Origin of the sequence: Arthrobacter sp. ISL-95 (assembly GCF_018613695.1) — a bacterium.
GTDB lineage: Bacteria > Actinomycetota > Actinomycetes > Actinomycetales > Micrococcaceae > Arthrobacter.
Window position 1 is genome coordinate 670,921 of record NZ_JAGGPR010000003.1, and the last position, 13,531, is coordinate 684,451.

Sequence of the window (13,531 nt, forward strand, 5' to 3'; positions counted from 1 at the left end):
CCGCTCATGACGCCCGCCCAGCGAGAGCGCGTCCCGCCGCGCTCGGCGTACTAGACCCCCAGCTCCTCAGGCAAAGCAACGTCCTCGCCCAGAACCTGCTTGGCCAGGAAGTGCTCAACCACCCCGTACCAGACCTTCGCATGCTGTGGCTGGAGGACCCAGTGGTTTTCGTCAGGGAAGTACAGGAAGCGGTGCGGGCTTTGGCCGTTCTCGTCAGCCGGCAGTTGGGATGAGGACAGGAGCTCGTACCAGAGGCGAAGGCCTTCTCCGATGGGAACGCGGTAGTCCTTGTCGCCGTGGATGACCAGCATGGGAGTCTTAATGTTGCCCACGTTGAGGTGCGGCGAGTTCTCCATCGCCATTTCCACGGTCATTTCCTTGAGCCAGTACTGGGCTGCGTCGGTGGTGGGGCCGAATTGGTCCAGTGCCCACAGGCTTGCGTGGGTGACGATCGCTTTGAATCGGTCGGTTTGCCCGGCAACCCAGTTGGCCATGTAGCCTCCGAAGGACCCACCCATGGCAGCAGTGCGCGATTCGTCAATGTCCGGCCGCGCAACTACGGCGTCGGTGATGGCCAGGAGGTCGGTGAACGGCTTCTTTCCCCATTCGCCCCAACCGCGCTGGATGAACTCCTGGCCGTAGCCGGTGGAGAGCGCGGGGTCGGGCAGGAGGACGGCGTACCCCTTGGCCACAAGCAACCACGGGTTCCAGCGCCATGTCCAGGCGTTCCATGAGCCCAGAGGCCCGCCATGGATCCACAGCAGGAGGGGTACGGGTTTGTCCGTGGACGCTTCCTCGGGGAGCGCGAGGTACGCAGGAACACGGGAGCCATCTTCGGCAGTAGTCTCCAAGCGTTCCAACCTGCCCTTGAAGACAGGCCGCTCCGCCGGCGCCTGCAACCGGAGGACCTCAGCGGTGGAGAGATCAATCCGGACGGCCTCGGCGGGGAACTCGTACGAGCTCCGGAGCGCATACGCAATGGCTCCGTCAGGAGAAACCACGACGTCGGAATAGGCGGCGGCGTCCTCCGTCACCCGCGTGACCGAACCGTCAGTGACGTTGATCCGGAAAACCGGCGACGCGCCGTCGTCGTCCGCTGTGACAAGCACCGCGCTGCCGTCCGGGAGCCAGGCGACGGGGTTGGCCCAACGGTCCCATTGATGCGCGAGTGGCTCCAGGTCTGTGGTCTCACCGCCGGCGACGTTCAGCAGGTGAAGCTTCACCTGGGGTGCCTGCGTGGGCGTCGTATCGCTCTCGCTCTGCACTACCAACCATCTGTTGTCGGGGCTCACCGGGCCGGGGAAGTAGCTCATGCCCTGGTGGTCAAGCAGCACCTCGACCGCCCCGGTGGCGACGTCGACGGCGGCGAGCACCTCACGGCTGTCAGCCTTCGCGAGCGCCTTGGTCATGCTGGTGAAGATGGTCTTGCCGTCCGGGCTCACCACTGTCTTGGCTTCACGCAGCGAACCTCCGACGCCGGGTGTCAGGTTCCGGAGTCGGAGCGGCGCTGACGAGTCCACGGTAGACGGCTTGCCAGGGGCATCTTCTTCGCCCTGTTCCACTGCGAAGATCCGGGGCTCGGCCGGGCCGAGGTCGGCATCCCAGTAGCGGACCGGGTAGCCGCTGTGCAGGATGGCCGAGACCTTGTTGTCCTTGCGGGCTTTGCGCCGTTCTTCGTCGCTCTCCTCGTCCGCTGATCCGGCCAGGACCTCGGCGTTGACGAACGTGGCATCGGCGCCCTTGGCAGCCATGACAGAACCGATGCCGCCCGAACGTGAGAGCACCACGCGAGCCTCCCCACCGTCAGCGGGCAGCAGCCATAGCGCGTTCACGGGGTCCGCGTCAGGGCTGTCCGGATCAGGGCGAGCCGAGGTGAAGTACAGGTCACCGTTGGCAGCGAAAACGGCACCGGCTTCGCCTTTTGAGCTGCGGGTGATGCGGCGGGCGTGGTTCCGGCCACTGGGGTCCAGCTCCCAGAGCGCGGTGGCGAATTCGGTTCCTTTGCCGTTCAGCGTTGTAACGGTGGTGACCAGGCGCTTGCCATCGGGGCTGAGGGTGAGGCCACCAACCCGAGGGATGGCGAGGTAGTGGTCAATGTGGTGAAAGGCAGTTTCGGGCTGCTCGCCCCGTGCGTGCGTGTCAGCAGAGTCCATGGTCCGATTCAACACGTAATGTGCCGCCGATCACAGAGTGGTTCACTCACAGTGAAACAGTACTTTCACATATTCACCCCGCTGAGTCGCAGCACAGCGCGTCATGAGTGCTCTCAACACGCTCTACGGCTACTTGGATGGGAGATTCCGCAGGGCCTCCACCACGGGCACCGTTCCGTCCTCCCCGGCGATGGCGGCCCCCACCGCCGCGGCCCGTTGCGTGTACGACGCCGTGCTGACAGTTTCCATGATCGCGTCACCGAGGCGCCCCGGAGTCAGCTTCTTATGGGGAATCGGCTGGGGACCCGCCCCGAGGGCCGCGATCCGGGACGCCCAGAGCGGCTGGTCCGTGTAAACCGGGACGCCTAGGGCCGGCACCCCCGCGCGGAAGCCGGCCGCGGTGGTTCCCGCTCCGGCATGATGAACCACGGCCGCCATCTGCGGGAACAACCACTCATGGGGAACGCTCCCGACGCCAATCGCGTCGTCACCCAGCACACCCTCGGCCCCCTGCACTCCTTCTACCCCTTGCACTACAGCCCGCACTCCGGCACGTCGGGTGGCCTCGAGGATGAAGGCAGGATCGATGTGGGCGCTGCTTCCAAAACCAACAAAAACGGGCGGTGGGCCGTCGGCAAGGAAAGCCACCAGATCCGCCGGAGGCTGCCAGCCTGCCTCCATCGCCGGCCACCAGTATCCAGCCATCACCAGGCCCGCGTGCCAATCCGCGGGCCTTGGCAGGACTGAAGGACTAATGCCGTGAAGAATAGTGGCGCGCGCTTTACGACGACGGCGCTCACCGGCCGCGCGGCTCTGCTTGCCCAGTCCCAGCTCCTTGCGAAGGCGTGCACTGGGGGCGTCATGGGGAGCCGGACCCGCAGCTGCGCGCTCACCAATAATTCTGTTTCCCCACGCGCCAAGGCTTCGGGCCGAATTCATGATGACCGGCGGATATGCTGCGCTCGGCTCCGTGGGCTGCAGATGTGCGCCGATAGCCGGAATGCCCATGGCTTCTGCAATATCGTACGCATAGGGTGCCACCGAATTAGCCAAGATCACGTCGGCGCCGGCCTCAGCCGCAGCCAGGGTTCCGGTGGCGGCGTCGTCCATGTATTCAGTGAGTTTTCGCCAGAAGGTGAGCATGCCCGAAGATGATGCCTTGGTGCCGGGGGCCGGCTGCCTGATCAGCCCCTCCAGATCCCCCGGCAGCGGCCTGAACTCGCAACCTGACTCAACAACCAGGGGCGCGTAGGCAGGGTTGGCCGCGATGGCAACCTCAAACCCCAGGCCCTGCAGCCGGCTCCCGAGCCCGGCCATGGGCGCAACATCGCCCCGCGTGCCTGGAGTCACCATAAGTACCCGCATGCCGTCCCGCTTTCTTCGAATTGCGATCACCGTTCGCAATCAAGAATAGAGTGAAATGGGAACAAGAACAAACCACCTCAACCCAATGAAAGGCGGTGCCGGATTGCCAGCCCACGATCCCACGGACGTCTGGCGGCGCCCTGAACGCTCGCCCGTCGGCCCCAAACCGGAACACTCCCGGAACGGAATTGCGACGGCGGCACTCCGGATTGCCGATCAGGAAGGCTTGGCAGCGGTCTCCATACGGCGGGTTGCAGCCAGCATCGGTGCAGGCGCCGCCTCCCTCTACCGGTACGTGAAATCACACGATGAACTGGTTGAACTGATGATGGATGCAGTCGCCGGAGAGTACCAACTTGAGGCAGACGGAGAACATCCGCGGGGGCGACTTCTGGACCTTGCCCATCAGGGACGCGACATCATGCACCGCCACCCCTGGCTGGCACCGCTGCTGCTGACCCGCCCGTCCATGGGCCCCAACTCCTTGCGCTTCCTGGACGCCGCTTTAGCCGCCTTGGCACCGGTGGACCTTTCAGGGCCGGCAAAACTCCAGATCGTGGCCATGATGTCGGCCATAACGTCGGCATTCGTGCAGAACGAACTGGCTTCCTTGACTTCATCGGGTCCGGATGAAAACGCCTCGGCAAACCGCGGCCAGTACATCATTGACGCCCTCCAGGCCGGAGAATATCCACATCTGGCCGCAGCAATGGCAGGACACTCTGCTACAGGCGACGCGGACGAACAATTCACCAGTGCCATCACGAATTACCTGACGGGCGCAGGCATTCCGATTCAGCTCAGCTGACCCCTCACGCCCTGTTCCAACGCAAAAGCCCCGCCCGCTCCTTTATGGAGCGGGCGGGGCTAAGTGCTATTGCGCTTACGCGGTGGGAGCGATCTCCGGGATACGCGGCTTAGCGTTACCTGCGAACGTGAACTTGGCGTCGTCACCTTCGCCGTCAACGTCCACCACAACGATGTCGCCGGCGTGGATTTCACCGAACAGGATCTTCTCGGACAGCTGGTCCTCGATCTCGCGCTGGATGGTGCGGCGAAGCGGCCGGGCACCCATTGCGGGATCGTAACCACGTGTGGCCAGGAGGACCTTGGCAGCAGGGGTGAGCTCGATGCCCATGTCCTTGTCCTTGAGGCGACGCTCCAAGCGGTTGACGAACAGGTCCACGATCTCGATGATCTCGTCCTGCGTCAGCTGCGGGAACACCACGACGTCGTCAACACGGTTGAGGAACTCGGGACGGAAGTGCTGCTTGAGCTCTTCGGTAACCCGTGCCCGCATCCGGTTGTAGCCGGTCTGGGTGTCCGTGCCGGACTGGAAGCCCGTGGCCACGCTCTTGGAGATATCGCGGGTACCAAGGTTGGTGGTCATGATGATCACGGTGTTCTTGAAGTCCACCACTCGGCCCTGGGAGTCGGTCAGTCGACCGTCTTCCAGGATCTGCAGCAGCGAGTTGAAGAGGTCCGCGTGGGCCTTTTCCACTTCGTCGAACAGGACCACGGAGAACGGACGCCGGCGGACCTTCTCGGTCAGCTGGCCGCCTTCTTCGTAGCCAACGTAGCCCGGAGGTGCACCGAAGAGACGCGAAACCGTGTGCTTCTCGGAGTACTCGGACATGTCCAGGGTGATGAGGGCATCCTCTTCACCGAACAGGAACTCGGCAAGTGCCTTGGCGAGCTCGGTCTTGCCGACGCCGGTGGGGCCGGCGAAGATGAACGAGCCACCCGGACGCTTGGGGTCCTTCAGGCCTGCACGGGTGCGGCGGATGGCCTGGGACAGGGCCTTGATGGCCTCATTTTGGCCGACGACGCGCTTGTGCAGTTCGTCTTCCATCTTGAGTAGACGTGAGGACTCTTCCTCGGTGAGCTTGAAGACCGGGATGCCTGTGGAGTTCGCAAGAACTTCAGCAATCAGGTCCTCGTCAACCTCGGAGATGTCGTCCATGCCGCCGGACTTCCAGGTGCGTTCCTTCTCTGCGCGTTCGGCAATGAGCTTCTGCTCCTTGTCGCGCAGCGACGCAGCACCCTCAAAGTCCTGGGCGTCGATCGCGGATTCCTTCTCCATCTTCACGTCCGCGATGCGCTCGTCCATGGCCTTGAGCTCCGGCGGAGCGGTCATGCGACGGATGCGCAGGCGTGCGCCGGCCTCATCGATGAGGTCGATCGCCTTGTCCGGCAGGAAGCGGTCCGAGATGTAGCGTTCGGCCAGTTGCGCAGCGGAGGCGAGGGCGCCGTCGGTAATCGTCACGCGGTGGTGTGCCTCGTAACGGTCACGCAGGCCCTTGAGAATCTCGATCGCGTGAGCGACGGAGGGTTCCTTGACCTGGATCGGCTGGAAGCGACGCTCAAGCGCGGCGTCCTTCTCAATGTGCTTGCGGTACTCATCCAGCGTGGTGGCACCAATGGTCTGGAGCTCACCGCGGGCCAGCATCGGCTTCAGGATGGACGCAGCATCAATGGCACCTTCAGCAGCACCTGCACCAACGAGGGTGTGGATCTCGTCAATGAAGAGGATGATGTCGCCGCGGGTGCGGATTTCCTTGAGGACCTTCTTCAGGCGCTCTTCGAAGTCACCGCGGTAGCGGGAACCGGCAACCAGGGAACCGAGGTCAAGCGTGTACAGCTGCTTGTCCTTGATGGTCTCCGGGACATCACCGCGGACGATCGCCTGGGCGAGGCCTTCGACGACGGCAGTCTTACCGACGCCGGGCTCACCGATCAGGACCGGGTTGTTCTTGGTACGGCGGGAGAGGACCTGCATGACGCGTTCCATCTCCTGCTCGCGGCCGATCACGGGATCGAGCTTGTTCTCGCGGGCAGCCTGGGTCAGGTTGCGTCCGAACTGGTCGAGCACGACCGAACCGGCAGGAGTACCTTCCGGCTGTCCCTGACCGGAGCCGCTGCCTGCGGTCTCCTTGCCCTGGTAGCCGGAGAGCAACTGAATAACCTGCTGGCGGACCCTGTTCAGGTCTGCCCCAAGCTTCACCAGCACCTGCGCGGCCACGCCTTCGCCTTCGCGAATGAGGCCGAGCAGGATGTGCTCAGTACCGATGTAATTGTGGCCGAGCTGCAGTGCTTCGCGGAGGGAAAGCTCAAGCACCTTCTTGGCGCGCGGGGTGAAGGGGATGTGGCCGGACGGGGCTTGCTGGCCCTGACCGATGATCTCCTGCACCTGCTCACGAACGCCATCGAGCGAAATGCTCAGGGACTCGAGCGCCTTGGCAGCAACGCCTTCACCCTCGTGGATCAGACCCAAGAGGATGTGCTCGGTACCGATGTAATTGTGGTTGAGCATCCGTGCCTCTTCTTGGGCAAGGACGACCACGCGACGGGCACGGTCCGTAAATCTCTCAAACATTTCGCCACACTCCTAGCTACGACGTACTTTGATGCTACGTGTCCGGGAAGCACTTTTGGGGCGTGTTCGCCACAGGGGAAACATGACGTGATTGCGGAATAAAACCGACTCCAGCCCTTGACCTCTGCCAGCCCGCGGTGGGATCCTGCCGCCCTGCCTGACATGGTGCAGCGGCGGCCGGCCCCGGGTTCTTCCCCAAGTCCCGTGCGCGGCTTTGTTGGAAGCCTTTAGTGCCGGCATTCGAAGCTTGAAGACCCCGGCGGATTCACAGGATATTCCAAGCCTTGGGACTGCCGCTTAGAAACTTCGGGCTTAAACGCCAATGCCCCGGCAGTGACTGCCGGGGCATTGAAGCGGTGAATCAGGAATTGGCCTTTTGGTACGCTTCCTGAATTTCAGCCTGAATACGTCCGCGGCTGTTGACCGTGTAACCGTTGTCACGGGCCCACTGGCGGATTTGCGCGGAATCTTGGTTACGTGCGGCTGTAGCACGGCCCCGGGTTGCCCGGCCGGAAGAAGTCTTCCTTGCCTTTGCGACATAGGGCTCCAATGCGTTGCGCAGCGAGGCTGCGTTGGCAGTGGACAGGTCCATCTCGTAGCTCACGCCATCGAGGCCAAAACGGACAGTTTCGTCCGCGGCTCCTTCATCCAGGTCATCGACGAGGATGATTTTTACTTTCTGTGCCATGAGGTGCCTCTCATTCGGAGGGTTGGATAATCAGAAATTCCCCGGATTCCTTTGATGATTATCGTTCACGGCAAGCATGCACGTCAAAGTGTAATTGGATTCTCTTCAGTTAGCTGAACCCAATTGAAGCTATTTAGCTGCCGGACCTTCGGACGCAGGTCCTGAATTTTTCAAATTCGCTTCAGCCTGCGCCTTGGCTTCGGCCTGCCGTTCCGATTTGTCCGCATTGAAGATCGACTTCATGGCAAACCAGAAGATCAATCCCACCACAATGGATGGCGCCAGGACTGCGATGTACTCCATAATCAGTGACCTTCAGGCTTCAGCAATGGGAAAAGGATGGTTTCGCGGATACCGGCACCGGTGAACAGCATCACCAGACGGTCAATACCCAGCCCGATGCCACCCATGGGCGGTGCACCGTATTCAAGGGCCCGGAGGAAGTCCTCATCCAACTGCATGGCTTCCTCGTCGCCCGCAGCGGAGCGGCGGGATTGCTCTGTGAGGCGTTCACGCTGGATCACGGGGTCAATGAGCTCAGAGAACGCCGTACCGCGCTCCATGCCGCCAATAATCAGGTCCCAAGCCTCGATGAGCCGGCCGTCTTCGCGGTGCGGGCGCGCCAGGGGCTGGGCGGAGGGCGGGTAGTCGTACACAAACGTGGGGTTCAGCAATGTGGGTTCCACGATCTCGCCGAACAGTTCCACCACGATCTTCTCGGCGTCCCACTTGGGGTCCACCTTGACCTCGTGCTTGGCAGCAATTGCCAGCAACTCATCCACGGTGGTGTCCGGAGTAATTTCAATTCCCACTGCTTCGGAAATACCCGGGTACACCGAAATCCAAGCCCATTCGCCGTCGAGGTTAATTTCACCCGCGTCCGTCTGGATGGTGCGTGTACCTACGACGTCGGCCACATTCAGGATGATTTCCTTCATGCGCTCGGCCATGACGAACTGGTCCGCCCACGCTTCGTAGCATTCGAGGGTGGTGAATTCGGGGCTGTGCGTGGAGTCCACGCCTTCGTTACGGAAGACCCGGCCCATGTCATACACGCGGTCAATGCCGCCAACAACGGCGCGCTTGAGGAAGAGCTCAGTGGCGATGCGGAGGGTCATCTTCTGATCGAACGCGTTCATGTGCGTCTCGAACGGACGGGCAGTAGCGCCGCCGTGGACCAGCTGCAGGATCGGAGTCTCCACCTCCACGTAGCCGTGGCGGTCAAGGGTGTCACGGACTGAACGGGTGATGGCGGCACGCTTGTAAACCATTTCGCGGGCTTCGTCGCGGACCATGAGATCCACATAACGCTGCCGAACACGGGTTTCTTCATTCAGTTCTGCGTGCAGGACCGGCAGCGGGCGCAGTGCCTTGGATGCCATGGACCAGGAGTCGGCCATGACAGACAGTTCGCCGCGACGGGATGAGATGACCTCGCCCTTGATAAAGACGTGGTCGCCAAGGTCAACAAGGGCCTTCCAGTCGGCAAGTGCTTCCTCACCAACGTTGGCAAGGCTCAGCATCGCCTGCAGGCGCACACCCATGCCGTCAACGCCGCCCTCCTGGAGGGTTGCGAAGCACAGCTTGCCGGTGTTGCGGACGAACACTACGCGGCCGGTGACGCCCACCATCTCGCCGGTGGTTTCGTCGGCTTCAAGATGTGCGTATTTCTCGCGGATTTCGCTCAGGGAATGGGTCCGTTCAACACCCACCGGATAGGCCTCGGTGCCGCGCTCCATCAGCTTGGCGCGCTTCTCCATACGGATGCGCATTTGCTCGCTGGCATCGATGGGCTCTGCGGAGGTGTTCTGGGCGGGGGTGTTTGCGGAAGTCACAGTCCTTAAGTTTACCGGTGATTACGGACCTTTACTTCCGGGCGCCAAGATCGGGGAAACGCATAGACTCGGGCTGTGGAGACGTGGACGGTTGAAACGAACGACGGCGGCGGGCAGCTTGAGGTGCACACTTTCCGGCCGGCTCGTTCAGTAGGTGCCTCAATTCCGGGTTCGAAGGCACCCGCTGAACCAGCCGGCGTCGTGCTTGTTCATGGCACCTTGGTAACCGACTCCCTGTACTGGCCGTTCGCGCGGACGCTGAGCGTCATGCTGGGGCGACCCGTGCACAGTTACAACCGGCGCGGACGGGGCCATTCCGCACCCCAGCCACCGGACTACTCCGTGGACACCGAGATCGCGGACCTTCGAACGGTCATGGAACAGAGCCGCTCAACGGACGTGGTGGCGCACAGCTACGGCGGATTCGTGGCACTTCAAGCCGCCCGCCAAGCCCGGATCAACAAGCTGGTCACCTACGACGCCGCGGTGTCCCTCTCCGGCAACCTCAGCAGCCGGTGGCGGCCCGAGCTTGAGGAAGCCGTCAGCTCAGGCCAGCTGGATCATGCCTGGGCCCATCTGGTGCAGGGGTTGGGGACGGCGGGGCCGATTTCCTATCTTCCCATGGGTGCGCTCCGGGCTCTCAGTGTCCTCTCAGCCCGGACCCGGCTGGGTTTGGAGATGCGCTCCTTGCTACCCACGGCCGTCACGGAAATGCGTGCGGTGCTGGACGCCGACGCGCACCTTCACGACTTCATGAGGCTCTCCACCCCCACGCTCATGCTCAGCGGTGGCTGGAGTCCGTCCTACTTCGCAGAGACCGGACGGATTCTGGCCGGGGCCGTGCCGGCGATCACCTTCGCGGTGGTGCCGCTTCAGTTCCATGAGGGTCCGCTCCGGCCCGGGAAACGGCTCGCTTCGCGCATCGCCCGGTTCCTGTCGGGGAATCCCGTGGAGGAAGAAAGCGTCAGTGCCCCCTAGGATGTTCCGGTGAAGGAACGGGACATCAGAACGCACGACGGCGGCAACCTCGCCTTGTACAGCTACGGCACGGAAGACGCGCCCGGGGAACGCCGCGTGGTGCTCATTGGCGGCGCATTCCTGACCGCACTGATCTACCGCCCTTTCTCCATAGCCCTGTCCAAGGGACTAGGTGAAGGCTGGGCCGTGGATGTGTACGACCGTCGCGGCCGGGGCAAGTCAACGGAGCAACCCCACAACTACTCCATGGCCACGGAGATCGCCGATGTCCGCATCATCATGGACGCCACGGGCGCCCGCAACATCATGGGCCACAGCCTGGGCGGTGCCGTCGCCCTGAACGCGGCCCAGGCCTTCGCAGGCACGCCCCACCAACCGGACAAACTCGCCGTTTACGACGCCGCGGTGAACATTGACGGCAGCATGGATACCGCCTGGCTGGACGGATTCGCGGAGTCCGTCAATCAGGGCGATGTTGGGCGGGCACTGGCCCGGATGAAACGCGGCATGGAGCCCGGAACTGCCTTGGCCCGGGTCCCGGAGCCGGTGTTGGCCGGACTGATGGCCGTGGTCTCGGGGACCAAAATCAACAAGCTTTTCCGTGAGCTCATGCCCTCAGGTGTGGGCGAACTCAAAGCAGCTTTCGATGCCGCCGATACCCCGAAGGACTTCTCAGTATTGCCTCCAAGCACCCACTTCATGGTGGGTAAGAAGAGCCCTCAGTTCTATAAAGTCACCGCAGCGCGGCTCAACAGGGCCGTTCCGGGCAGCACCTTGGAAGTCTCGCCTAAAGGCTTCCACGGCTCTGTTCCGGCCGCGGTCAATGAACTGGTTTCCGACATCTCGGACTACTTCAAAGGCTGAGAGGTTGTCCACATAAGGGCCGGCATGCTGCCTGCAGTCAGGTCGCTCGGTTAGGCTCGAGTCATGACGCGCGACATCATCATGACCCACGACGGCGGACACCTCGAAGTCCTCACCACCGGCGGCGAGCTGGCAGCGGCAGGCTCCGGTGTCGTCGTCGTTCCTGCCTCCATGGTGACGGCCACTGACTACACGCGCTTCGCGCAGAAACTCAGCGAAGCCCTCGGCCGTCCCGTCCACACGTTCAACCGGCGTGGGCGCGGTGACTCATCCCCGCAGTCGGAGGATTACACGCTTGAAGCGGATATTCGGGACCTCGATGATGTCATGAAGCACACGTCCAGCACCGACGTGTTCGGGCACAGCTTCGGCGGTGCCGTTGCGCTGCACGCGGCTCGGACGCTGCCCGTGGAGCGCCTGGCTGTGTATGATCCCGCCGTTTCAGTCAACCACAGCGTCAAAGCCGACTGGACGCCAGATTATGAGCGCGCGACGGCGGCCGGCGACTATGATCGCGCACTCGCCATCCTCATCAAGGGCGTTGAGACCGGCGGAGCCTTCGCCCGTATGCCATTGTCCATGTTGACCTTGGCGAACAAGCTTGCCGCCGGAACACCCTTGGGCAAGCAGATGCGCGAGCTGATGACCTGCGGCGTCCGCGAAATCAAGGCCGTCATCGCCGCGGACATGCCTCCCGAGCCGTTCCTTGAGCTGCCCTTGGAGACCCTGATTGTGGTGGGAGAAAAGAGCCCGGCACACTTTGGGGTTGCGTGCGGTCAGATCCACGACATCCTGTCCGGCTCCAGTTACACCATCCTTCCCGGGTTCGGCCATGACGGACCCAACAAGGCCCCGGACAAACTGATCGCGGAATTGTCAGAGTTCTTCTCGGGCTAGGACCGCCGGCAGCATATCTGCGTCCACAGACCCTGGCTTGGCAGATCGCTCCTCCCGCCTCTAGGCTGTCATTCGTAAGCCCCCTTATCTTTTGAGGGGTGCTGACCGGTTTAGTTTCCGGCAGCTTTACGTGTTCCAGACCTCGGCAACAGGAGGACCAACATGACTGATCAGTACACATTCCGAAACCCTGTCACGGCCTATGAACAAATCGCACCGCCCAAACAACACCAGCCCGAACCCGGCCTCGATGCCAAGCTGACACCCAAGGCGGACCTGGGTGAAGAGAGCTACCGTGGGACGGGACGACTGGAGGGCCGCAAGGCGATCGTCACTGGCGCGGACTCAGGAATCGGTGCCGCCACGGCCATCGCCTTTGCCCGGGAAGGGGCAGACGTCGTTCTTTCGTACCTGCCCGAAGAGGAAGAAGACGGAGCACGAATTGCCGGCATCATCGAGGCCGCAGGCCGCAAGGCCGTAAAAGTACCCGGAGACCTCAAAGACTCTGCCATGTGCCAGGAAGTGGTGGATACCGCCGTTGCCGTCCTCGGTGGAGTGGACATCCTGGTCAACAACGCCGGCAAGCAGGTGGCTCAGAAAGACCTGACCGAGATCACCGACGAACAGTTCGACCACACGCAGAAAACCAACGTGTACGCCATGTTCTGGCTGACAAAGGCAGCCCTACCCCACCTTCCTGCCGGGTCAACCATTATCAACACCACATCCATCCAGGCCTACAACCCGTCGCCAACACTGGTGGACTACGCCACTACCAAGGCGAGCATCAACAACTTCACCAAGGGACTCGCCCAGCAGCTCGCGCCCAAGGGCATCCGGGTAAACGCCGTGGCGCCTGGCCCTATCTGGACACCCCTGCAGGTCAGCAGCGGACAGCCGAAGGAAGAACTGCCGGAGTTCGGCCAATCAACTCCCCTGGGTCGCGCTGGCCAGCCCGCAGAACTGGCTCCGGCGTATGTGTTCCTTGCATCACCTGAGTCCAGCTACGTGGTCGGCGAAACCCTCAACGTCAACGGTGGCAGCCCCACGCCTTAGCTCATGGCCGTGAAGTCGTCGTCCTGGCCTACTTAAAGGGCCGGGCTTGTTCCCGCTTACTCGGGGCAAGCCTGGTCCCGGGGCGGGCGACTTTGTTCCAGAGGCGGCCGGCTTTGTTCCGGAGGTGTCCGACGCTTTTTGGTTGTTAAATGCGGGGAGCCCCGACCTGGTGGTCGGGGCTCTCCTGAATTTGTGTCCGGCGGTGTCCTACTCTCCCACACCCTCCCGGGTGCAGTACCATCGGCGCTGTGGGTCTTAGCTTCCGGGTTCGGAATGGGACCGGGCGTTTCCCCCACGCTATGACCGCCGTAACTCTGTT

The 13,531-nt window shown here is 62.6% G+C and carries 11 protein-coding genes and 1 rRNA gene; 5 read left to right on the forward strand and 7 right to left on the reverse strand.

What is annotated here, in order from left to right:
• Positions 1–50: 50 nt before the first annotated feature.
• A complete protein-coding gene (locus J7I86_RS05555; RefSeq protein WP_214816726.1) occupies positions 51–2,153 on the reverse strand; it encodes a prolyl oligopeptidase family serine peptidase in 2,103 nt (700 codons plus the stop codon).
• Between the two features lie 129 nt (positions 2,154–2,282).
• Positions 2,283–3,518: a glycosyltransferase gene (locus tag J7I86_RS05560; RefSeq protein WP_214816729.1), complete on the reverse strand. Its 1,236-nt coding sequence runs from the start codon at positions 3,516–3,518 to the stop codon at positions 2,283–2,285.
• 55 nt (positions 3,519–3,573) lie between these two features.
• On the opposite strand from J7I86_RS05560, the gene J7I86_RS05565 reads away from it, so the two are divergent.
• The gene (locus J7I86_RS05565; protein ID WP_214816742.1) at positions 3,574–4,326 is read left to right on the forward strand and encodes a TetR/AcrR family transcriptional regulator; all 753 of its coding nucleotides are present in this window, start codon (positions 3,574–3,576) and stop codon (positions 4,324–4,326) included.
• A gap of 75 nt (positions 4,327–4,401) precedes the next feature.
• Here J7I86_RS05565 and J7I86_RS05570 read toward each other — a convergent pair whose 3' ends face one another.
• From J7I86_RS05570 to lysS, 4 genes are all read right to left on the reverse strand, one after another.
• Complete coding sequence (locus J7I86_RS05570; RefSeq protein ID WP_214816745.1) at positions 4,402–6,894, reverse strand: ATP-dependent Clp protease ATP-binding subunit; 2,493 nt, start codon at positions 6,892–6,894, stop codon at positions 4,402–4,404.
• Positions 6,895–7,255: 361 nt separating this feature from the next.
• The gene (locus J7I86_RS05575) at positions 7,256–7,582 is read right to left on the reverse strand and encodes an Lsr2 family protein (protein ID WP_214816748.1); all 327 of its coding nucleotides are present in this window, start codon (positions 7,580–7,582) and stop codon (positions 7,256–7,258) included.
• A 129-nt stretch (positions 7,583–7,711) separates the two neighbouring features.
• Positions 7,712–7,885, reverse strand: a complete 174-nt coding sequence (locus J7I86_RS05580; RefSeq protein ID WP_011772935.1) for a hypothetical protein — start codon at positions 7,883–7,885, stop codon at positions 7,712–7,714.
• A gap of 2 nt (positions 7,886–7,887) precedes the next feature.
• Positions 7,888–9,417 carry a lysine--tRNA ligase gene (lysS, locus tag J7I86_RS05585; RefSeq protein ID WP_214816751.1) on the reverse strand — a complete coding sequence of 510 codons (1,530 nt, stop codon included), beginning with the start codon at positions 9,415–9,417 and terminating at the stop codon, positions 7,888–7,890.
• A gap of 75 nt (positions 9,418–9,492) precedes the next feature.
• Between lysS and J7I86_RS05590 the strand changes: the two genes are divergently transcribed.
• The 4 genes from J7I86_RS05590 (at position 9,493) to J7I86_RS05605 (ending at position 13,212) form a co-directional block, all read left to right on the forward strand.
• Entirely contained in the window at positions 9,493–10,395 is a 903-nt protein-coding gene (locus tag J7I86_RS05590) for an alpha/beta fold hydrolase (protein WP_214816754.1), read from the forward strand.
• Positions 10,396–10,404: 9 nt separating this feature from the next.
• Positions 10,405–11,259: an alpha/beta fold hydrolase gene (locus J7I86_RS05595; RefSeq protein ID WP_214816757.1), complete on the forward strand. Its 855-nt coding sequence runs from the start codon at positions 10,405–10,407 to the stop codon at positions 11,257–11,259.
• 63 nt (positions 11,260–11,322) lie between these two features.
• The gene (locus J7I86_RS05600; protein ID WP_214816760.1) at positions 11,323–12,156 is read left to right on the forward strand and encodes an alpha/beta fold hydrolase; all 834 of its coding nucleotides are present in this window, start codon (positions 11,323–11,325) and stop codon (positions 12,154–12,156) included.
• Positions 12,157–12,318: 162 nt separating this feature from the next.
• Positions 12,319–13,212: a glucose 1-dehydrogenase gene (locus J7I86_RS05605; RefSeq protein ID WP_214816763.1), complete on the forward strand. Its 894-nt coding sequence runs from the start codon at positions 12,319–12,321 to the stop codon at positions 13,210–13,212.
• Between the two features lie 194 nt (positions 13,213–13,406).
• Here J7I86_RS05605 and rrf read toward each other — a convergent pair.
• Positions 13,407–13,523: ribosomal RNA gene (rrf, locus tag J7I86_RS05610) — 5S ribosomal RNA — on the reverse strand.
• Between the last annotated feature and the right edge of the window lie 8 nt (positions 13,524–13,531).

What these genes read in the sequence shown, in the direction of transcription:
- J7I86_RS05575 (WP_214816748.1), bottom strand. Translation starts at nt 7,582, where the DNA reads ATGGCACAGAAAGTAAAAATCATCCTCGTCGATGACCTGGATGAAGGA.
- J7I86_RS05600 (WP_214816760.1), top strand. Translation starts at nt 11,323, where the DNA reads ATGACGCGCGACATCATCATGACCCACGACGGCGGACACCTCGAAGTC.
- J7I86_RS05570 (WP_214816745.1), bottom strand. Translation starts at nt 6,894, where the DNA reads ATGTTTGAGAGATTTACGGACCGTGCCCGTCGCGTGGTCGTCCTTGCC.
- J7I86_RS05560 (WP_214816729.1), bottom strand. Translation starts at nt 3,518, where the DNA reads ATGCGGGTACTTATGGTGACTCCAGGCACGCGGGGCGATGTTGCGCCC.
- J7I86_RS05580 (WP_011772935.1), bottom strand. Translation starts at nt 7,885, where the DNA reads ATGGAGTACATCGCAGTCCTGGCGCCATCCATTGTGGTGGGATTGATC.
- J7I86_RS05605 (WP_214816763.1), top strand. Translation starts at nt 12,319, where the DNA reads ATGACTGATCAGTACACATTCCGAAACCCTGTCACGGCCTATGAACAA.
- J7I86_RS05565 (WP_214816742.1), top strand. Translation starts at nt 3,574, where the DNA reads ATGGGAACAAGAACAAACCACCTCAACCCAATGAAAGGCGGTGCCGGA.
- J7I86_RS05555 (WP_214816726.1), bottom strand. Translation starts at nt 2,153, where the DNA reads ATGGACTCTGCTGACACGCACGCACGGGGCGAGCAGCCCGAAACTGCC.